Annotated in this window: 21 protein-coding genes and 1 tRNA gene; 18 read left to right on the forward strand and 4 right to left on the reverse strand. The window is 62.5% G+C overall.

Annotated elements, in window-relative coordinates; genetic code table 11:
- Nucleotides 1-236 (reverse strand): helix-turn-helix domain-containing protein (locus B5G12_RS11320; RefSeq protein WP_144064144.1); only part of this gene is annotated, 236 nt, incomplete at its 3' end.
- A gap of 360 nt (nucleotides 237-596) precedes the next feature.
- Here B5G12_RS11320 and B5G12_RS15105 point away from each other — a divergent pair.
- The 4 genes from B5G12_RS15105 (at nucleotide 597) to B5G12_RS11340 (ending at nucleotide 3,833) form a co-directional block, all read left to right on the forward strand.
- Nucleotides 597-731 (forward strand): hypothetical protein, encoded by a 135-nt coding sequence (locus tag B5G12_RS15105; protein ID WP_275532647.1) that lies wholly within the window; start codon nucleotides 597-599, stop codon nucleotides 729-731.
- Nucleotides 728-2,068 carry a DNA primase family protein gene (locus B5G12_RS11330; protein ID WP_087324980.1) on the forward strand — a complete coding sequence of 447 codons (1,341 nt, stop codon included), beginning with the start codon at nucleotides 728-730 and terminating at the stop codon, nucleotides 2,066-2,068. The genes B5G12_RS15105 and B5G12_RS11330 overlap by 4 nt, the downstream gene beginning before the upstream one ends.
- Nucleotides 2,069-2,614: 546 nt before the next feature.
- On the forward strand, nucleotides 2,615-3,604 hold the full coding sequence (gene mobV, locus B5G12_RS11335) for a MobV family relaxase (protein WP_087324981.1): 990 nt from the start codon (nucleotides 2,615-2,617) through the stop codon (nucleotides 3,602-3,604).
- A 46-nt stretch (nucleotides 3,605-3,650) separates the two neighbouring features.
- Nucleotides 3,651-3,833, forward strand: a complete 183-nt coding sequence (locus B5G12_RS11340; RefSeq protein WP_087324982.1) for a hypothetical protein — start codon at nucleotides 3,651-3,653, stop codon at nucleotides 3,831-3,833.
- A gap of 378 nt (nucleotides 3,834-4,211) precedes the next feature.
- On the opposite strand, the gene B5G12_RS11345 is transcribed toward B5G12_RS11340, so the two are convergent.
- A tRNA-Val gene (locus B5G12_RS11345) sits at nucleotides 4,212-4,287 on the reverse strand.
- Nucleotides 4,288-4,534: 247 nt separating this feature from the next.
- On the opposite strand from B5G12_RS11345, the gene ruvC reads away from it, so the two are divergent.
- From ruvC to B5G12_RS14820, 14 genes are all read left to right on the forward strand, one after another.
- Complete coding sequence (gene ruvC, locus B5G12_RS11350; protein ID WP_087233104.1) at nucleotides 4,535-5,047, forward strand: crossover junction endodeoxyribonuclease RuvC; 513 nt, start codon at nucleotides 4,535-4,537, stop codon at nucleotides 5,045-5,047.
- Between the two features lie 23 nt (nucleotides 5,048-5,070).
- Nucleotides 5,071-5,679, forward strand: coding sequence for a Holliday junction branch migration protein RuvA (gene ruvA, locus B5G12_RS11355; RefSeq protein WP_087324983.1), 609 nt, complete (start codon nucleotides 5,071-5,073; stop codon nucleotides 5,677-5,679).
- A 33-nt stretch (nucleotides 5,680-5,712) separates the two neighbouring features.
- Nucleotides 5,713-6,735 (forward strand): Holliday junction branch migration DNA helicase RuvB, encoded by a 1,023-nt coding sequence (gene ruvB / locus B5G12_RS11360; RefSeq protein ID WP_446718513.1) that lies wholly within the window; start codon nucleotides 5,713-5,715, stop codon nucleotides 6,733-6,735.
- A 66-nt stretch (nucleotides 6,736-6,801) separates the two neighbouring features.
- Nucleotides 6,802-8,157 carry a phosphoglucosamine mutase gene (glmM, locus tag B5G12_RS11365; protein WP_087324984.1) on the forward strand — a complete coding sequence of 452 codons (1,356 nt, stop codon included), beginning with the start codon at nucleotides 6,802-6,804 and terminating at the stop codon, nucleotides 8,155-8,157.
- A gap of 16 nt (nucleotides 8,158-8,173) precedes the next feature.
- Entirely contained in the window at nucleotides 8,174-9,052 is an 879-nt protein-coding gene (locus B5G12_RS11370) for a class I SAM-dependent methyltransferase (RefSeq protein WP_087324985.1), read from the forward strand.
- A 76-nt stretch (nucleotides 9,053-9,128) separates the two neighbouring features.
- On the forward strand, nucleotides 9,129-9,968 hold the full coding sequence (locus B5G12_RS11375; RefSeq protein ID WP_087233119.1) for an energy-coupling factor transporter ATPase: 840 nt from the start codon (nucleotides 9,129-9,131) through the stop codon (nucleotides 9,966-9,968).
- A 12-nt stretch (nucleotides 9,969-9,980) separates the two neighbouring features.
- A complete protein-coding gene (locus B5G12_RS11380; RefSeq protein ID WP_087324986.1) occupies nucleotides 9,981-10,904 on the forward strand; it encodes an energy-coupling factor transporter ATPase in 924 nt (307 codons plus the stop codon).
- Nucleotides 10,901-11,716, forward strand: a complete 816-nt coding sequence (locus tag B5G12_RS11385) for an energy-coupling factor transporter transmembrane component T family protein (RefSeq protein ID WP_087233125.1) — start codon at nucleotides 10,901-10,903, stop codon at nucleotides 11,714-11,716. The genes B5G12_RS11380 and B5G12_RS11385 overlap by 4 nt, the downstream gene beginning before the upstream one ends.
- Before the next feature lie 99 nt (nucleotides 11,717-11,815).
- Nucleotides 11,816-12,574 (forward strand): tRNA pseudouridine(38-40) synthase TruA, encoded by a 759-nt coding sequence (truA, locus tag B5G12_RS11390; protein ID WP_087324987.1) that lies wholly within the window; start codon nucleotides 11,816-11,818, stop codon nucleotides 12,572-12,574.
- Nucleotides 12,571-13,806, forward strand: coding sequence for a DUF5711 family protein (locus B5G12_RS11395; RefSeq protein WP_087324988.1), 1,236 nt, complete (start codon nucleotides 12,571-12,573; stop codon nucleotides 13,804-13,806). The genes truA and B5G12_RS11395 overlap by 4 nt, the downstream gene beginning before the upstream one ends.
- A gap of 49 nt (nucleotides 13,807-13,855) precedes the next feature.
- The gene (locus tag B5G12_RS11400; protein WP_242956024.1) at nucleotides 13,856-14,545 is read left to right on the forward strand and encodes a hypothetical protein; all 690 of its coding nucleotides are present in this window, start codon (nucleotides 13,856-13,858) and stop codon (nucleotides 14,543-14,545) included.
- Nucleotides 14,546-14,598: 53 nt separating this feature from the next.
- Complete coding sequence (locus B5G12_RS11405) at nucleotides 14,599-16,911, forward strand: ATP-dependent Clp protease ATP-binding subunit (RefSeq protein WP_087233137.1); 2,313 nt, start codon at nucleotides 14,599-14,601, stop codon at nucleotides 16,909-16,911.
- 157 nt (nucleotides 16,912-17,068) lie between these two features.
- Nucleotides 17,069-18,025, forward strand: coding sequence for a pectinesterase family protein (locus tag B5G12_RS11410; RefSeq protein ID WP_087324990.1), 957 nt, complete (start codon nucleotides 17,069-17,071; stop codon nucleotides 18,023-18,025).
- Nucleotides 18,026-18,059: 34 nt separating this feature from the next.
- Nucleotides 18,060-18,221 (forward strand): hypothetical protein, encoded by a 162-nt coding sequence (locus B5G12_RS14820; protein ID WP_164474877.1) that lies wholly within the window; start codon nucleotides 18,060-18,062, stop codon nucleotides 18,219-18,221.
- 49 nt (nucleotides 18,222-18,270) lie between these two features.
- Here the strand turns inward: B5G12_RS14820 and B5G12_RS11415 are convergent, their stop codons facing one another.
- Nucleotides 18,271-19,821, reverse strand: a complete 1,551-nt coding sequence (locus B5G12_RS11415; protein ID WP_087233143.1) for a sensor histidine kinase — start codon at nucleotides 19,819-19,821, stop codon at nucleotides 18,271-18,273.
- 12 nt (nucleotides 19,822-19,833) lie between these two features.
- Entirely contained in the window at nucleotides 19,834-20,520 is a 687-nt protein-coding gene (locus B5G12_RS11420; protein ID WP_087324991.1) for a response regulator transcription factor, read from the reverse strand.
- Nucleotides 20,521-20,561 lie beyond the last annotated feature (41 nt).

The following is a 20,561-nucleotide window of genomic DNA, read 5'->3' on the forward strand; positions in this document are numbered from 1 at the left end:
GCTGCGTCTGGGTGTTTTTTGTTTTCCACCAGACCCAGAAGATAATCTGTTGTCACGCCATAGAAGTCGGCCAGCTTGGTGATGGCAAACAGGCTGATGTCTCCTGATTCATTGGTTTCGTACTTGCCCAAGGCCGCTTTTGACAAGCCCGTTTGAGCTGCCAGTTCTTCCAGGGTGCAGCCTCGCTCAATCCGCAGGTCCTTGAGTCGTTCGCCTAACGTCAGTTTCGTGTGCATCTGTTATCTCCATCCAGTGGGCGGGTTGGCGATTTGCCACTTTAGTATACCATATCGCAGTTGCTTTGTCCAAGAGCGTGGAAATCAGAGCCTTTTGAGACAAATTTCCAACCTCTTGGACATACGGGAAAGTTCTGGATTTTCTGCTATACTGTCTCCAATGTAAAACTGAATGACCGTCCTCACCGTCCAAACCGCCACGACCTCCACCCGGAGCGAGCGCCCAAAAGGGATGGCACAGTGCCCTCAGAGATGAGTGGTTGCCTGTCAGAAGCGATGAGGGAGACCGGCAAACTTTATCCGCTCAGACACATGGTAAGGCACCGTGTGCCGCCACCCTATCAAGATTGCGAGGTGCAAGTGAATCTTTTTCAAACTGTCAAAGCCTCCGTCACCGTGAGGCAGGCGACCACCGCCAAACGCCTGCTGGATGGTCAACTTCTGCCCAGAATGGAAGCCCGCCTGGATACCCTCAATGCAAAGGAGGCCGCATGAAAAGCAAAACCTACCGGCCCAGCTCCAACGACCCAGTTTGGCTGGAAGAAGGACATCGGATCAATGAAGCGGTTTTCTGTGAGACCTTCATGTCCACCCACAAAATCATTTTTTGCAATGGCTTCTTTTTCACCGAGGACGGCCGGGTAACGGATGAAATGCCCTTGCGCAGTATGATCTATGAGGAGCTTCGGGACTATGCCAGCAGCAACGTAGCCCGCAAGGTGGGTAATATCTTGGACTTGCTCAAGCTCTCCGCCCAGGTGGATGACTTTCCGCCAGTCACCAACTGTATACACCTGGCCAATGGGACCCTATACCTGAACGGCAGTTTTCAGGACGGTAAACCTGAAGTGGTCCGCAACCGGCTGCCAGTCCAGTACAATCCCAAAGCGGCCCAGCCCACCCACTGGCTACAGTTTCTGTCGGACCTGCTCTACCCGGAGGATATTCCCACCTTACAGGAGTTTATCGGGTACTGTTTCATCCCCAGCAACAAGGGCCAGCGGATGATGGTCATCAAGGGCCACGGCGGCGAAGGCAAAAGCCAGATCGGCGTAGTACTGTCTAAGCTGTTCGGCACCAATATGAAAGACGGCAGCATAGGCAAAATCTCCGAAAACCGCTTTGCCCGGGCCGACCTCGAGCATATTCTGCTCTGCGTAGACGACGATATGCGCATCGAGGCTCTGCGGCAGACAAACTACGTCAAATCCATTGTCACCGCCCAGAGCCAGATGGACCTGGAACGCAAGGGCAAACAGAGCTACCAGGGCTGGATCTATGCCCGGCTGCTGGCGTTCAGCAATGGAGACCTACAGGCTCTCTATGACCGCAGCGATGGTTTCTACCGGCGGCAACTAGTCCTGACCACCAGGGACAAGCCCACCGACCGGGTGGACGACCCGGACATCGCCGAGAAGATGGCTGCCGAGGCCGAAGGGATTTTTCTGTGGGCCTTTGAGGGGTTGCAGCGTCTGGTCAGGAATGGCTTTCAGTTCACCGAAAGCGACCGCGCCCGGCGCAACCGGGAGCTGGTCAGGCGGGACAACAATAACTTCTTCGACTTCATGGAGGCGGAGGATTATATCCGCCTCAAAGCAGATGCCTGCATCAGTTCCAAGGACCTCTATGCCATTTATAAGATGTGGTGCGAGGAGAACAACTTGGCCCCACTGAAAGCACGGAGCTTCAGCGATAACCTGATCGCCAATCTGAAAAAGTACAACCTGGAGCACACCAACAATATTGTCAACTCGGCAGGCCGCCGTGTATGGGGCTACCTGGGAATTGAAGCCCTGGTCCGGCCGGAGATGCCTACCTCTTCCTGGGGATAAAACTGTATATGGGAGAACTTGGCCTTTTTGCTATGTACGTATGTACGAGGCCAGTACAGACGCATCCGGCATAAGGCTCTAGAGAGTGTAACCGTTTGTTACTCCCTTGAAGTGGCTGTGACCAATTTGGTCACAACCAAGTTAAAACGCCCCTAACCTGCCAGCAAGGGGTCGGCGACTCGCCGACCTCTTGCTTTTGTAGAGGATTTTCTCGATATAGAAAAACCTGCCCTTTTTGCTATGTACGTATGTACAAGTTCCGTACGCACGTACATAGCAAAAACCCCAAAACACGCCATATACACAAATCCTTTACGATGCTAAAGTGGTCTGAGTCAAAATGACCACTTGATCCAAGTTAGAACGCCTCGTACCGCAAAGTAACAAAATGGTACTTTGCGGTCTGCAATTTCTATCCGTCTCAACAAATCCTTCATAGCTACAAAAAAGTGGTGCGGATCAAATTGATCCGCACTAAAATCTGAAAGGAGGTTCCTGCTATGCCCGCCCATAACATGACCTGTCAATTTACAAGGAGGGCCGTCCTTGAGCCAATCACAATACGCCATCATGCGCTTCGCCAAGTACAAGGGGCCGGAGATATCCAACATCGAGGCCCATAACGAGCGCACCAAAGAGAAGTACGCCAGCAACCCTGATATTGACCTCTCCCGCAGCAAGTACAATTTTCACCTGATTGAGCCAGCCGGCAGGTATAGGGCAGAGGCCGAGAGTCAAATCCAGGTTGCCGGCTGCCGCACCCGGACGGACAGTGTCCGGGTGGTGGAGACCATGTTCACCGCCACACCGGAGTTCTTCAAAGGCAAGAAGCTGCCCGAAGTCCGACGCTACTTTGAAGAAACGCTCCGCTTCTTTGAGCAATACCAATCCAGAGAAACAATTATCTCCGCCGTGGTGCATATGGACGAGAAAACGCCCCATATGCACCTTTCTTTTGTCCCCTTGACAGCGGACGGTCGTCTGAGCGCCAAAGAGATCGTGGGCAACAAAAAGAAGCTGACCTGGTGGCAGGACAAGTTCTGGGAACACATGGTCGTAAAATGCCCCGACCTGGAGCGTGGGGAGAGCGCCAGCCAGACGGGCCGCGACCACATCCCACCCCGCATCTTCAAAGAGATGACTCGCCTCAACAGGCAGCGCCAAAAGCTGGATGAGCTTTTGAACGATATTGGCCCCTTTAATGGCAAAAAGCGGGCTGCCGAAATCTCCAAGTTGCTGGACGGTTATATCCCGGCCGTGGAAAAGATGCACACCCAACTCAAAAAGTACAATGTGGCCTTCACCGAGACGGCCACTGAAAACAAACGTCTGAAAAAGAAAGCCGCCGAGTTGGAACAATCTCTGGAAGCTGCCACCAAGACCAGCGTCCTTAAGGAGCTGCGGGATGCGCAGCTCCGGCGCGACTATGAGGATGCGTTGACACTGCTAGAGCGGATACCAAAGGAAGTCATTGAGTTTTATCAAACAAGCAAATATACACGGAAAGACCACGAAAATCGAAATGAATCGAGGTGAATCAATGTGAAGCATATCGGGTTTTGGAACAAGCGGAGGATGATTTTTGAGCAAAAAGAAAAAGGATATCGAAAAAGAATACGGCCTGCCCGCAGGTTCTCTCGAATGTCTGGCCCGGACATTTCTGCCCGGCATCCAGGCGTTTTTTGAAGTCGAGGAAAACCAGAAGGCTTTCGAGGCCTGGCTGACAAGGCGAGAGATGGAAAAAGCTCAGGAAAATGCGGCGTAACAAATATAAACTGTAAACAGTAAAATAATAAAAGCGAGGTACTGCCTACCCAAAGACAGTACCTCGCTCTTTTGCTGTTCTGCTATGCTTCAATACCCCCTGCGGAGCACTTCAGCCAAAGAAAAAACGTATCCGAACCCTTCCTCGTAGAGGATTGGGTTCGGATACGCCTTGTTTGGTGGGTCGGGTTGCGGTGCCCTGAATTTCCGGCGCGCATGCAATGCGCTTGAACATTCAGACCGCTGCCCCTGCTCCAGCTCGGCTGCTTCTGCCACAGGCAGCGCCTCGCTTGCGCAGCAGTACAGGACTCGAACCGGGTGCGCCTCTGCGATGCCCGCGCAAAACAAAACCCGAGGCCTGTGGCCTCGGGTTTTGTTTTGGTGGACGGTACAGGACTCGAACCTGTGACCTCCTGCACGTCAAGCAGATGCTCTACCAGCTGAGCTAACCGTCCAACTCGGTGCCGCGGTGTGCGGCCTGATTATCATAGCATATTCTGAGGCAAAATGCAAGAGGAAAATGCAAAAAAATCAAAATCGTCCGAAAGTCCGTATGCGGCCCTGCTGCGGCCGCCGGGGCGCGGCACATCAAAAGAGGGCAGGGTGTGATTTGCCATTCCTGCCGCGCTGTGCTATACTATTACAGTATCTTTTTCGGCGCGTGCTGCGCCAAAAATCGGGAAAGGAAGGTCGGCGCAGAGGGTGAGAGTGTTGGGCATTGACCCCGGTTATGCCATTGTGGGCTGGGGCGTGGTGGATTATGGAGGCAACCGGTTCACGCCGGTGGATTTCGGCGCGGTGACCACCGACGCAGGCCGGCCTTTTGAAGAACGTCTGGCGGCCGTCTACGACGGCGTGTGCGGGGTGATTCACCGGACCAGGCCCCAGGTGCTGGCCATCGAGAAGCTGTTCTATCAGCACAACCAGACCACCGTCATCGGGGTGGCGGAAGCCAGAGGGGTCATCCTGCTGGCGGCGGCCCAGGCGGGGCTTCCCGTCTACGAATACACCCCCATGCAGGTCAAACAGGCGGTGACTGGCTATGGCAAGGCGGTGAAAAAGCAGGTGCAGGAGATGACCCGCATCCTGCTGCATCTGCCTGCCGTGCCCAAGCCCGATGATACCGCCGACGCTTTGGCCATGGCCATCACCTTCTGCCACACCAGCGCCAACCAGCTGACGCGGCTTTCGGTGCACAGGCCCGGGCCGATCTGACCAGCTGAGAGGGAGGGGAAAACGTGATCTATTGCCTGAACGGAAAAATCGTCAAAAAAACGCTGGACAGCGTGGTGGTCGCCTGCGGCGGCGTGGGCTATCTGGCCCAGTGCCCCACCTCTGTGGCTGCGGCGCTGCCCGGCGCCGGGGCGGAGGCTACCCTCTACACTGTCTTGAACGTGACCGAGAACGACATCAGCCTCTACGGCTTTGCCACCGAGGAGCAGCAGAACTGCTTCAAGCTGCTGACGGCGGTGTCGGGGGTGGGGCCCAAGGTGGGGCTGGCCATCCTCAGCGTCATGGAACCGGACCGGGTCTACCTGGCGGTGTCCGCCGGGGACCACAAGGCCTTCAAGGCGGCCAGCGGGGTGGGGCCCAAGCTGGCCCAGCGCATCGTGCTGGAATTGAAAGATAAGGTGGCCAAGGGTGCTGCGGGCTCTGCGGTGCTGGAGGACCTCTCGGGGGTGTCGGCGGCGGCCGGCGGCCAGACCGGCGCCCAGGCCATTGCGGCACTGGTATCCCTGGGGTACAGCCAGAGCGAGGCGGCGGTGGCCATTTCCAAGATCGACCCTGCGCTGCCGGTGGAGGAGATCATCCGCCTGGCGCTGCGGGGGATGGCAGGGGGGAGATAAACCATGCAGGACCAAGCGATCTATGGCGCAAAAATGATGCAGCCCGGCCTGACCGCTGCGGACACCGAGGAAAACAACCTCCGCCCGCAGCATCTGGAGGACTATATCGGGCAGGAAAAGGTCAAGCAGAACCTGAAGGTCTACCTGGAGGCGGCCCGCCGCCGGGGCGAGGCCATGGACCATGTGCTGCTCTACGGCCCTCCGGGCCTGGGCAAGACCACCCTGGCGGGGATCATTGCCAACGAGATGGGGGTACAGATCCGGATCACCAGCGGCCCCGCCATCGAAAAGCCCGGGGACCTGGCTGCTTTGCTGACCAACCTTCAGGAAGGGGACGTGCTGTTCATCGACGAGATCCACCGGCTGTCCCGCCAGGTGGAGGAAGTGCTCTATCCGGCGCTGGAGGATTACGCCCTGGATATCATCATCGGAAAGGGCCCCAGCGCCCAGAGCATCCGGATCAACCTTCCCCACTTCACCCTGGTGGGGGCCACCACGCGGGCGGGCCAGCTGACCGGCCCGCTGCGGGACCGCTTCGGGGTGCTGCTCAAGCTGGAACTGTACAGCCCGGACGAGCTGGCCCAGATCATCCGGCGCAGCGCCGGCATCCTGGACCAGCCCATCACCCCCGAGGGCGCCTACGAGCTGGCCAAACGCAGCCGGGGCACCCCCCGTGTGGCCAACCGCTTTCTCAAGCGGGTGCGGGATTTTGCCACCGTGCTGGGGGACGGCGTGATCGACCGGGAGGTCTGCCTGATGGCCCTGCGCCGGATGGATGTGGACGAACTGGGCCTGGACGAGCTGGACCGCAGCCTGCTGCGGGCCATCATCGAGATGTACGGCGGAGGGCCGGTGGGCCTGGAGACCCTGGCCGCTGCGCTGGGGGAGGAGGCCGTCACCCTGGAGGACCTGTGCGAGCCCTATCTGATGCAGATGGGCTTCCTCACCCGTACCCCGCGGGGCCGCTGCGTCACCCATCTGGCCTACCAGCATCTGGGGATGCGCCCGCCCGAGGACCTTTCCCCTGAGGACAGCGGCCAGCAGAGTATGTTTTGACCGTTTTGACATACTGTTTTGATAGAAGGGGCCGCGCTGCGGCCTGAGAAGAAGGGATCTGACACTATGGGAAAGTATTTTGGCACCGACGGCGTCCGGGGCATTGCAGGCGCCGATCTGACCTGTGAGCTGGCCATGAAACTGGGCCGGGGGGTGGCCGCCGTCCTCACCGACGGCACCGGCCGCAAGCCCCGCATCCTGATCGGCAAGGACACCCGCCAGTCGGGGGATATGCTGGAGGCGGCGCTGACCGCCGGCCTGTGCAGCGTGGGGGCTGACGTGGAGACTCTGGGGGTGCTGCCCACCCCTGCGGTGGCCTATCTGGTCACCAAGTACAAGGCGGACGCGGGCGTGGTCATCTCGGCCTCCCACAATCCGATGGAGTTCAATGGCATCAAGGTGTTCGCCTCCACCGGCTACAAGCTGCCCGACGAGGTGGAAGGGCGGATCGAAGCCCACATCGACAACGACTGCAAGGACATCCCCCTGGCCACCGGCGCCGAGGTGGGGCAGATCTCCTTCCGATCCGACGGCCTGCGGGACTATGTGGACCACCTCTATGAGGCCATCAACGGGGACCTGTCCGGCCTGAACATCTGCATCGACTGCGCCAACGGAGCCGCCGCCGCAGTGGCCCAGAAGCTGTTCCCCCGGCTGGGGGCACGGTGCAGCTTCCTCGGCGTCACGCCCGACGGCCGCAATATCAACGATGGGGTGGGCAGCACCCACCTGGAGAAGCTGGAAAAAGAGGTGGTGGAGGGCGGCTATGACTGCGGCATCGCCTTTGACGGGGACGCCGACCGGTGCCTGGCCTGCGATGAGCAGGGCCGGGAGATCGACGGTGACAAGATCATCGCCCTGCTGGCCATGATGATGAAGCAGAAGGGCCGGCTGGACGCCGATACCGCCGTGGTCACCGTCATGTCCAACCTGGGCTTTGTCAAGTTCATGGAGCGCCAGGGCATCCGCACCGAAAAGACCGCCGTGGGCGACCGGTATGTGCTGGAGAATATGCGGGAAAACGGCTACGCCATCGGCGGCGAACAGAGCGGCCATGTGATCCTGCTGCACCACGCCACCACCGGCGACGGGGAGCTGACCGCCGGCAAGCTGCTCAAACTGCTGGCCGAGAGCGGCAAAAAGATGAGCGAGCTGAACGGCATCTACGCCCAGTTCCCCCAGGTGCTGATCAACGTGGAGGCCAACGCCGCCCAGAAGGCCGCCTATAAGGAGGACGAGGTGCTGGCCGGCTTCATCGAGAACGAGCAACAGAAGCTGATGGGGATGGGCCGGGTGCTGGTGCGCGTGTCGGGCACCGAGCCCAAGATCCGGGTGATGGTGGAAGGCGAGGATCTGGAGGAGATCCAGGCCTGCGCCCAGCGGATCGTGGAGCGGATCGGGCGCCGCATTTTGAACAAGTGAAAAGAAAGGGCAGACCATGAGAGCAGCCGACAGCTGGAAGGATTATGAATTACTGGACGCCACCGGGGGCAACCGGCTGGAGCGGTGGGGCACGGCCCTGCTGGTGCGGCCCGACCCCCAGGTGGTGTGGAAAAGCGCCCCCCAGAGCCCCCTGTGGGCCAAGGCGGACGCCGTCTACCACCGCTCGAGCAAGGGGGGCGGCCAGTGGGAATACCGCCGCTCCCTGCCCGAACGCTGGCAGATCCACTGCGGCGAAGGGGAGGACCGGCTGACTTTGATCGTCAGCCCCACTGGTTTCAAGCATACCGGCGTCTTTCCCGAACAGGCGGTCAACTGGGCCTGGTATGGCCGCAAGATCCGGGCTGCGGGCCGGTCCATCCGGGTGCTGAATCTGTTCGGCTACACCGGCGGGGCCACCCTGGCCTGCGCGGCGGCCGGGGCCTCGGTGTGCCATGTGGACGCCTCCAAGGGGATGGTGCAGTGGGGTAAGGAGAACGCCGCCGCCAGCGGCCTGGCCGGCCGGCCCATCCGCTGGCTGGTGGATGACTGCACCAAGTTCGTGGCCCGGGAAAAGCGCCGGGGCAGCACCTACGACGCCATCATCATGGACCCGCCCAGCTATGGCCGGGGGCCCGGGGGCGAGGTGTGGAAGCTGGAGGACTGCGTCTACGACCTGATCTGCCAGTGCGCCGACCTGCTGGGCAGCCAGCCGCTGTTCTTTGCCATCAACAGCTACACCGCAGGGCTGAGCCCGGCGGTGATGGAATATATCCTCAAGACCACCCTGGTGCCCCGGTTCGGGGGCGGTGCCAGCTGCGACGAGATCGGGCTGCCGGTGACCGCCACCGGAGGGGTAGTGCCCTGCGGCTCTACCGCCATCTGGGAAGCGCTGTAAAAAACAAAAGACGATCCTGAGAATGGGGCGCAGCCCGGGCAGAAGGCGGGCGCGCCACCGGAAAAGAGAGCGAAAGATGAACGAGACCATTTTGCAGGCAAAGGACCTGCGTTTCCGCTACGACCCTGAAAACGGCCCCTATGCACTGGACGGGGTGTCGGTGGGAGTCAGGCGGGGAGAGTTCGTGGCGGTGCTGGGGGCCAACGGGTGCGGCAAGTCCACCCTGGCCAAGCACTTCAACGCCATCCTGCTGCCCGAGAGCGGCACCGTGACGGTGGAGGGGATGGACACCGCCGACGACAGCAAACTGTATGACATCCGCCAGAAGGTGGGGATGGTGTTCCAGAATCCGGACAACCAGATCGTGGCCACCGTGGTGGAGGAGGATGTGGCCTTCGCCCTGGAAAACCTGGGCGTCCCCACCGGAGAGATGCGCCGCCGCATCGACGATGCCATGAAGATGACCGGCATCTACGAGATGCGCCACCGTCCCCCACATAACCTGTCGGGCGGGCAGAAACAGCGGGTGGCCATCGCCGGTGTGGTGGCCATGAGCCCCGACTGCATCGTGCTGGACGAGGCCACCGCCATGCTCGACCCCCGGGGCCGGGAACAGGTGATGCAGACCATCCACCGGCTCAACCGGGATATGGGCATCACGGTGGTGGCCATCACCCACTATATGGAAGAAGCCGCCCAGGCCGACCGGGTGGTGGTGATGAGCCATGGCCGGATCGTGATGGAGGGCACCCCCAAAGAGGTGTTCAGCCAGACCGACCGGGTCCGGGCGCTGCACCTGGACGTGCCCCAGGCCGCCGAGCTGCGGGACGAGCTGGTGCGGGCGGGCATCCCCATGCCCGAAGGGATCATCGACCCGGGAGAATGCGCGCAGGCTCTCTATGAGCTGCTGAAGTGAGGGAGGGCGGATATGGCAAGCATCATCAAGGTAGAACACCTTTCCTATGTGTACAACCCCGGGATGCCCGGGGCGGTCACCGCCCTGGACGACGTCAGCTTTGAGGTGGAAGAAGGGGACTTCGTGGGCATCATCGGGGCCACAGGCTCGGGCAAGAGCACTCTGATCGCCCACATGAACGGTCTCAACCGCCCCACCAGCGGCCGGATCATCATCGACGGCCGGGACATCTGGGCGGATCCGGGCAAGATCCGGGATTTCCGGTTTTTGACCGGGCTGGTGTTCCAGTATCCCGAATACCAGCTGTTTGAGGAGACCTGCTATAAGGACATCGCCTTCGGACCCAGGAACATGGGCCTGGACGAACCGGAGATCGACCGCCGGGTGCGGGAGGCGGCGCGCTTTGTGGGCCTGGACGAAAAGCTGCTGGACCGCAGCCCCTTTGAGCTGTCGGGCGGCCAGAAGCGCCGGGTGGCCGTGGCCGGCGTGATGGCCATGGAGCCCCGCATCCTGGTGCTGGACGAGCCGGCTGCCGGACTGGACCCGGAAGGGCGGGATTCGATCCTGTCGGCCATCCGGGAATACCACAAAAAGACGGGGGTCACGGTGCTGCTGGTGTCCCACAGCATGGAGGACATCGCCCGCTATGCGGACCGGGTGCTGGTGATGGCCCAGCGCAAGGTGGCCATGTATGACACGGTGGAAAACGTCTTTGCCCGGGCCGAGGAACTGCTGGCTCTGGGCCTGTCGGTGCCCCAGGTGACCAAGATCTTCCTCAAGCTGCGCCAAATGGGCATCGATGTGCCGGCGGATGTGTATACCATCCCCTATGCCGTCAAAAAGCTGGTGGAGGCCAAGGCCCGCCATGACGCAGGGGAGAGCCTGGAACTGCCCCGCCCGGGCAGCGCCGCGCAGAAAGGGGGCGCCGCAGAATGATCCGTGACATCACCATCGGCCAGCACTTCCCGGGCAACAGCCTGGTGCACCGCTTTGACCCGCGGCTCAAGCTGGTGCTGACCATCGTCTATATCGCGGTGCTGTTCGCCGCATCCAACCCCCTGGGCCTGGCCCTGTCGGTGGTCTTTCTGGCCGCCATGTACCTGGTGGCCCAGATCCCCCTCAAGATGATCGGGCGGAGCCTCAAACCCATCCTGCCCATCATCCTGTTCACCGCAGTGCTCAACGTGTTCTTTGTCAGCGGGGAGGGGGAGCCGCTGTTCCGCTGGGGCTTTGTGACCATCTACGCCGCCGGCGTCCGCTATGCCGTCGTGATGGCGGTGCGAGTGGCCGCCCTGATCGCGGGGACAAGCCTTTTGACCTATACCACCAGTCCCATCGTCCTGACCGATGCCATCGAGGCGCTGCTGCGCCCGCTGGCCCGGCTGCGCTTCCCGGTGCACGAGCTGGCCATGATGATGAGCATCGCCCTGCGGTTCATCCCCACCCTGATCGAGGAGACCGACAAGATCATGAACGCCCAGAAAGCCCGCGGGGCCATGCTGGATACCGGCAAACTGACCGACCGGGTCAAGGCGCTGGTGCCGGTGCTGATCCCGCTGTTCATCTCGGCGTTCCGCCGTGCCGATGAGCTGGCCATGGCCATGGAATGCCGGTGCTACCGGGGCGGCGAGGGCCGCACCAGGCTCAAGGTGCTGCGGTGCTGCGGCCAGGACTACATCGACCTGGCATTCTGCATCGTGTGCTTTCTGGTCATCCTGTCCTCCCGCATGGTGTTCCCCAACTATTAAAGAGCTGCAATACGGGGCCCCGGGCCTGCCCGGCGGCCCTGTCGTTGTTCTTTTCCCATTTTCGCCAAAGAACCATGTTACATTGAAAGGAGCGCTGGTATGACCTGGCTGCTGACCCTGGCTTTTGACGGGACCGAATACTGCGGCTTTCAGGTGCAGCCCAACGGGCGCAGCGTGGCGGCCGCCTTCCAGGATGGACTGGAGGCGGTGATCGGCTGCCGGCCGGATATCAAGGGGTGCAGCCGCACCGACGCGGGGGTGCACGCTCTGGGCTTTGCCCTCAGCTTTGAGGCCGAACTGGCCATCCCGCCCCAGAAGCTGCCCCTGGCCCTGAACACCAAACTCCCCCGGGACATCCGGGTTCTGAAGGCCCGGCAGGTGCCCGACGGGTTCCATGCGCGGTATGCGGCCCACACCAAGACCTACCTCTACCGCATCCACAACAACCCCATCGACTCCCCCTTTGAGGAGCGGTATTACTGCCGGATGCCCGGCCGCCTGGACGAGGAAAAAATGGCCCGGGCGGCGGCGCATTTTGTGGGGCGTCATGATTTCCTGGCCCTGTGCGCCGCCCACAGCTCGGCGGCGGCCCATGGGGATACCATCCGCACCATCACCCGGTGCGAGGTGTCCCGCCGGGGGGATACGGTGGAGATCACGGTGACGGCGGACGGCTACCTGTACAATATGGTGCGCATCCTGGCGGGCACCCTGTGCGAGGTGGGGGCGGGCCGGCTGGAGCCGGACGCAGTGCCCCGGATCCTGGCCAGCCGGGACCGCCGGCAGGCCGGGCCTACCCTGCCGGCCAAGGGGCTGTTTTTGCACCATGTAGACTACGGAAAGGAAGCAGAGGGATGAGAAAGACCGGCCGGAAGGCCCGCATGGAGGAGATGTCCGCGGGCCGGATCGAATATCTGGAGGCCGCCCGCCGCCGCGTGAACAACCGCCGGCTGCGGCGCACCGCGCTGCTGGTGGCAGTGGTGGCGGCGCTGGTCATCTACCTGACCGGGCTGGTCAACACCTCGGTGATGGTGCTGGAGGACCTGGCCGACTCGGTGCGCATCGCGCTGATGCCGGAGCAGGGCTTTCCCCAGCAGACGGGGGTGGGGAATGTCTACCAGGCCGAGAGCCTGGGGGGCAGCTTTGTGGTGCTGGGGGAGGACGGCTGCGCCGTCTTGGCCGACAGCGGCGGACGTCTGAACACCATCAGCACCGGCTATGCCCGGCCTGCCATCGCGGCGGGCAAAAACGGCTTTGTGCTGTACAACCGCTCGGGCAGCGAGCTGCGTGTGGAGAGCCGCACCCGGGAGATGTACACCCGCCAGACCGAGGGCAGCATCTTCCTGTGCGCGCTGAGCAACGGCGGAGAGCTGGCGGTGGCTACCGACGATGTGCGCAAGTTCGCGCTGCTGACCGTCTATGACTCCCACCGGGAGGAGCTGCTGGCCTGGAGCCTGACCACCGCCGAGGGGGTGCCCATGCGGATGGACTTTTCCCCCGACGGCACCCAGCTGGCCATTGCGGCGGTGACCGCCCAGGAGGGCCAGATCATCTCCAACCTGTATCTGCTCAACCTGCGGGCAGGGGAACCCCAGCTGCTGGCCAGTGAGCCGGGCAGCACCCCTCTGGACCTGCAGTGGATGAGCAACGACAGACTGCTGGCCGTGTACGATACCCACGCGGCTCTCTTTGGCTCCAGCGGCGCGGTCCAGGCCCGCCGGGAGTTCGGGGGCGCGGCGGTGGCCGGCGTGTCGGTGGGGCAGGGCGGGGCTGCCGTCCTGCTGGGCAGCGGCCAGCTGAGCACCACCGCTCTGGTGCTGGACGCCGGCCTGAACACCCGCTACGAGGGCCCTGTGCCCAGCGCCAACGACATTGTGTGGACGGCGGACGCCTTTTATCTTTTGTGCGACAGCTCGGTGGAATGCTTCTCCCTGGAAGGGGCGTACCAGTGGAGCATGCCTTTGGATGCCCGGCCCCAGGCCATGGTGGCGGGCAAGGGCGGGCTGTTCGTCCTGACCGAGAATATGGCCCGGCGGGTCACGCCCCCCGCCCAAGACCAGGAACAGGCCGGCAGTCCGCCCGCAGCGTAAAAAGTTTGGCACTCAGACGGCCTGTCTGATAAGAATTTTGTCTATGTTCATGAATCCGTCATTTCTTTTTGATATTATTTGTACGGCGATCTGGATCGGCCTGACCATACACTATGCCCGCAAGGGGCTTTTGGCCGCCCTGGTGCAGATCGCCGGCAACCTGTTCAGCCTGGTCGGAGCACAGCAGCTGGCGGCCTGGGGCTCGGGGGAAGTGTTTGACCGCTTTTTTGCGGGCAGCTTCCGGGAGCGGATCGCCGCCAGCCTGGCAGCGGGCGGCGCCGCCGACCTGGACCGGATCGCCCAGCGGTATGCGGGCTTTCTGCCCGAGAGCATCCGCCGCCAGGTGGTGGAGGCCTGCCAGCGGGCGCTGGACGGCCTTCTGACCGACAACGTGCTGGTCATCGCGGACACCATCGTCCAGGACGTGGTGCGCCCGCTGCTGACGCCGGTGTTTTCGGTGGTGCTGTTCTTTCTGTGCTTCGCCGCCCTGCGTATGCTGATCAGCCTGCTGGTCACCGTGCTGGGACTGGTCAACCACCTACCGGTGATCGGGGCGGTCAACCGGTGGCTGGGGGTCTCTGTGGGAGCCCTGGCAGGGGTGGCAGACCTGTTTTTGCTGCTGTGCGTGGTCTGGGCCCTGATGGTCATTACCGGGGGCAATCTGCCCGCCCTGAATGAGCCCGCCCTGAGCGGCAGCTTTTATTATCAAATCTTCAGCCTTATCAACCCGTTTGTATAGCGCATGAAATAGAGAGTGGATTGGGCAAGGCTTTGCGATAGGAGGAAACGCCTATGGTTTGCGTTCGATGCAAAAAAAGACCGGCCATCATCTTCATCCAGCGGATGGAGAATGGCCAGATGAAGCAGGAGGGCTACTGCCTGCACTGCGCCCGTGAAATGCACATCAAGCCCGTGGAGGACCTGATGAAGCAGTTCGGTATGTCCGAACAGGATATGGACAATATGGAAGACCGGATGGATTCCATGATGGAGGAGATGGGGGACGGCGCCAACCCCCTGGCCATGATGATGGGGATGCAGCAGGACGGCGGCGATGACGGCGGGGAGGATACCGACGGCTTTACCCCGGGCGGCAACGCCACCTTCCCGCTGAGCATCAACAGCCAGGAGGGCAGCCAGGGCGGCCAGGGACCCAAAAACGGCAAGGGGGGCAAAAAGCCGCCCCGCCGCAAATACCTGGACACCTACTGTGAGAACCTGGTGGCCAAGGCCCGCGCCGGCAAGCTGGACAACATCGTGGGCCGGGACCGGGAGATCTACCGCACCATCCAGATTTTGTCCCGCCGTCAGAAGAACAACCCCTGCCTGATCGGCGAGGCCGGCGTGGGCAAGACCGCCATTGCCGAGGGCATCGCCGAGCGGATCGCCGCCGGGCAGGTGCCGGCCCAGCTGAAGGACAAGGAGATCTATCTGCTGGACCTGACTGCCCTGGTGGCGGGCACCCAGTTCCGCGGCCAGTTTGAGCAGCGGGTCAAGGGCCTGCTGAACGAGGTCCGCCAGGCGGGCAACGTGATCCTGTTCATTGACGAGATCCACACCATCACCGCCGCCGGCGAGAGCGAGGGCGCCATGAACGCGGGCAATATCCTCAAGCCCGCCCTTTCCCGCGGGGAGATCCAGGTCATCGGCGCCACCACCTTTGCGGAGTACCGCAAGTATATCGAAAAGGACCAGGCCCTGGAGCGCCGGTTCCAGCCGGTGCGGGTGGAGGAGCCAAGCATTTCGGATACCATCGCCGTGATGAACGGCATCAAGCGCTACTACGAGGCGTACCACCATGTTCAGGTGCCGCCCGCCGTGGTCAGCGCCGCCGTCACCCTGTCGGAGCGGTACATCACCGACCGCTACCTGCCCGACAAGGCCATCGACCTGCTGGACGAGGCCTGCGCCAGCTGCAACCTGGCCCACCCCGAGATCTCGGCCTATCTGGAGGCCCAGAAGGAGCTGGACGCCCTCCGGCAGGAGGAAGCGGAGATGGAGACGGACTCGGCCGACCAGCCCATCGACTACGAGGCGGTGGCCGAGCGCAAGACCCGCATCGCCCAGCTGGAGGCCGAGGTGCCCGCCAAACAGGCGGCTGCCAGTGAGATCCAGGTGTCGATGGACGACCTGGCCCGGGTGATCGAGCTGTGGACCGGTATCCCGGCGGTCAAGATCCGGGAGACGGAGTACGTCCGCCTGGCCGGCCTGGAGGATGAGCTGAAAAAGAAGATCATCGGCCAGGACGAGGCGGTGCACCTGGTGGCCCAGGCAGTCAAGCGCAGCCGCGCCGACCTGGCGGGCCGCCGCCGTCCGGCCAGCTTCATCTTTGTGGGCCCCACCGGCGTGGGCAAGACCGAGCTGGTCAAGCAGCTGGCCAGCCAGCTGTTCTCGGGTCCCGATCCCCTGATCCGGCTGGACATGAGCGAATATATGGAGAAATACGCCGTCTCCCGGATGATCGGGTCGCCTCCGGGCTATGTGGGCTATGAGGAGGCCGGCCAGCTGACCGAGAAGGTCCGCCGCCGCCCCTACAGCGTGGTGCTGTTCGACGAGATCGAAAAGGCCCACCCCGATGTCATGAACATCCTGCTGCAGATCCTGGACGAGGGCAAGATCAACGACGCCCAGGGCCGCACGGTGGACTTCTCCAACACGGTCATCTGCATGACCTCCAACGCCGGCTCCTCCGAGCACGGCACCGGGAGTCTGGGCTTCAACAAGAGCGCCGAGCAGATGAACGAGGATAAGACCATGAAGGCCCTGAGCAGCTTCCTGCGGCCCGAATTCCTGGGCCGTGTGGATGAGATCGTGGTGTTCAAACCCCTCGGCGGCGAGGTGCTGGAGAAGATCGCGGCCCTGATGCTGGAGGAATACCGCGCCGGCATGGAGGCCAAGGGCATCGCTTACAGCTACACCCCCGAGGCCCTCAAGGCTCTGGTGGCCCAGTGCCAGGGCGGCAAGTTTGGCGCCCGCGACCTGCGGCGGATCATCCGCAAACAGGTGGAGGATCCCGCCGCCAGCCGCATCATCGACGGGGAGCTGGCCATGGGCGGCAGCCTGACGGTGGATGCCGAGGCGGGCAGCGTGGTGCTGCGCACCTGATAGCGCGCTCCAAAGCCCCCTGCCCGCCCGCTTGAGCAAACTGTGAAATCTGAGCCGGGGGATGGGCATTCATTGCAATTCGCAGGCCGGATGTTGTATACTGGGGAGGACCGAAAGCAGATGACAGAGGGGCCTATGGCCCATGGAGGCTGGAACCATGCTTACCATCACCGTAGCGCAGGACGGCAGCGGCAACTTTGCCAGCATCGGCGAAGCTGTTATGGCAGTGCCTTATGATACCCCTGCCCGGATCCTGATCGGCCCGGGCACCTACCGGGAAAAACTTGTATGCGAAAAACAGCAGATCACCCTGAAGGGGGCGGGGATGGAACAGACCCGCCTGGTGTGGAACGACGGCGGCAAGCTGCCCCACCGGGACGGACGCCCCACCCATACCTTCCGCAGCTGGACCGCATTTTTCAGCGGGGACAATCTGACGGTAGAGGATATGACCATCCAGAACGACGCCGGTCCCGGCGCCCAGGTGGGCCAGGCCATTGCGGCCTATGTGGACAGCCGGCGGGCGGCTTTCCGCCATGTGCGGCTGCTGGGCAACCAGGATACCCTGTTCTGTGCGCCCCTGCCCGAGAAAGAGCGGGAGAAGGACGGCTTTTTGGGGCCCCGGGTGTTTGCGCCGCGGCGGCCCAGCGCCCAGTATTACCAGGGGTGCGTCATCGAAGGGGACATCGATTTCATCTTTGGCGGAGGCGACGCTCTGTTTGAACAGTGCGTGGTGCGCTCGGTGGACAACGGACCCGGCCGGGAAGGCCGCGGCTATGTCACCGCCCCGTCCACCCCGCCGGATGGGCTGGGGTTCGTATTTTGGGACTGCGACTTTGTGTCGGACTGTCCCGCCGGCTCGGTGTATCTGGGCCGCCCCTGGCGTCCCACCGGCAAGACCGCGGTACTGGAGTGCCGGCTGGGCCAGCACATTGCGCCGGAGGGCTTCTGCCCCTGGAACAACCGCTCGGACTGGGACAAAGCCTTCTTTGCAGAGGAGGGCAACACCGGCCCCGGCGCCAAAGAGCGGCAGGGGGGCCTGGTAAAGATGCTGTCCGCCCGGGAGGCGGGAGAAGTGCTGATCCAGGCCCGCAAACGGTGCCGCCCCGAATGAAAGGAACAGGGATCGGAAAGGAAGGGACAGGCCGATGCAGCGTCTGCCGGATTGGCTCAAATGGCTGGTAGTGGTACTGGCACTGGTGGTGCTGGGCGCTCTGATGCTGGCGGTGGATGACCGGGCTTCCCGGGTGGATATGCCCGACCCGGACGATACCTTCGGCATCTACCAGAGCAGCAGCGTACCTGCATAAAAACGGAAAAATAAAAGGGCCTGCCGGAGAAGGCAGGCCCTTTGCTTGTTCAGGTGGTCTCGGGGACGGGGGGCGGGCTCATGATGAACCAGAAAACGGTGCCCTTGCCCAGGGTGCTCTGCACCCCGAAGCGGAAGCCGTGCTGCTGGAAGATGGCCTTGGTGATGGAGAGCCCCAGGCCGGTGCCGGCCTTGCCGGCGTCCGAGCGGGAACGGTAGTACCGCTCGAAAATGTAGGGCAGGTCCTCGGCGGAGATGCCGGGGCCGTGGTCCTCCACTTCCACCCGGACCCCAGCCGTACAGCGCACCGCCCGCAGGATGAACACCCCGTCGGGGCCGATGTGATGCATGGCGTTGCCCAGCAGGTTGTGCAGCGCCCGCTCGATCATGGCGGGGTCGGCCCAGACGTCCAGCGGCTCGTCGGGCAGTTCCAGACGCAGAGCCCAGCCGTTCTGGCGGCAGACCGCTTCGTACCGCTCGCTGACCTCGTCGCACAGCTGGCCCATGTCAAAGCGGACCGGCTCGCACTTTTCGGCGCCGCTGGTGACTTTGCTCAATTCCATCACGCTGGAGACCAGGGCGGTCAGCCGGTCGGTCTCGTCCACGATGATGTTCAGCTGCTCGTCCCGGTGGGCCTTGTCGTCCCCGGTGATGTCGCGGACCGTCTCGGCATACCCCTTGATGAGGGTGAGGGGGGTGCGCAGGTCGTGGGAGACGTTGGCCAGCAGGTCGCGCTGCATCTGCGCCGAACGCTGGACCTCCCGGGCCATGTGGTTGAAGTCTTCGGCCAGGGTGCCCAGCTCGTCCCGGCGGTTGGCGTCCAGATGCACCGAGTAGTTGCCGCCGGCCATCTGGCGGGCCGCTGCCGAGAGTTCCCGCAGGGGCCGGGTGAACCACTGGCTGAACAGCCAGGCCGCCGCCAGGGCGAAGGCGAACACCAGTACGGCAATGAGGGGCAGCATATCGCTGAGCACCTGCCCGGCCTCGGCCACATGGACCAGGCTGGTGGAGACCAGCACCGAATAGGAGCCGTCGCCGCTCATCCGGCCCACCACCACCTGGGAAGAACCGCCGCTGGTGTTCAGCACCTGGGTCCAGCTGCCGTTGATCCGGCAGGCCCGGCGCATCTCGATGACGGTGGATTTGTCCCAGGAGAAAGCGTTGTCGTCGGAGCGGGTGGTCAGGGTGCTGTTGTGGAGCAGGCAGGGGTAGAGGTTCTCGATGGTGATGATGCTGCGGAGGGTGGAGTCGGAGATGTCCACGCAGAAGTTGGTCAGCTGAGTGTTGGCCGAAAGCAGCTCGTACAGCCGGGTGCGGAAGGTGTTGTCCACCGCCAGGATGCCGAAATCCCAGCTGGAAATGATATCGCCCTGGTCCTGGGTGGCGTCGATCAGGTTGACGATCTCGTCCGCCTGGCTGGTCAGCTGGGCTTCGATCCGCTGGTTATACAGCGGCTCCAGCAGCTGGGTGGAAAGGAACCAGTACAGCCCCAGCAAAAACAGGCAGATGAAGGTGAGGAACAGCATCAGCTGGGCGCGGATGCCGGGGGATGGGTGCTGCTGTCCCGCAGGGGGCGCGGGAATGTGACAGGGCCACTTCATACGGTACACCGGTCACCGGCGGGCGTCGGGGTCAAACTTGTAGCCGATGCCCCACACGGTGACGATATAGCTGCGGCAGGCCCCCAGATGGCCGCGCAGCATCTTGACGTGGGTGTCCACGGTGCGGTCCTCGCCGAAGTAGTCGTAGTTCCACACCTTTTGCAGGATCTTTTCGCGGGACAGGGCGATCCCCTTGTTGGAAGCCAGGAACACCAGCAGGTCGAACTCCTTGGGGGTCAGGCTGACCTCCTCGCCCCCCACCTTGACGGTGTGGCTGGCGGTGTCGATGGACAGCTCCCCAAAGGTCATGATGCTGGCGGCCGTTTCGGGGTGGGAGAGGGTGCGGTTGAGCACCGCGCGCACCCGGGCCACCAGTTCCCGCGGGGAGAAGGGCTTGACCACATAGTCATCGGCGCCGCCCTCCAGGCCGGCCAGCTTGTCGTATTCCTCGCCGCGGGCGGTCAGGATGATGACGGGGGTGTTGATGTGGCGGCTGCGCATCTCCCGCAGGCAGGTCATGCCGTCCATAAAGGGCATCATGAGGTCCAGGATCACAAGATCGTAGCTGGCGCTGGTCACCTGGGCCAGGGCTGCGGAACCGTCGGCGGCCTCCTCACAGGTGTAGCCTGCGTATTGCAGATGCTCCCGGATCAATTCCCGGATGCGGGGTTCGTCATCGACGATCAATATTTTTGCCATGGGACGGTTGTCCTCCATTTCTTCGATTTACAGGGCATGGC

Origin of the sequence: Faecalibacterium sp. An58 (assembly GCF_002161515.1) — a bacterium.
Lineage (GTDB): Bacteria > Bacillota > Clostridia > Oscillospirales > Ruminococcaceae > Faecalibacterium > Faecalibacterium avium.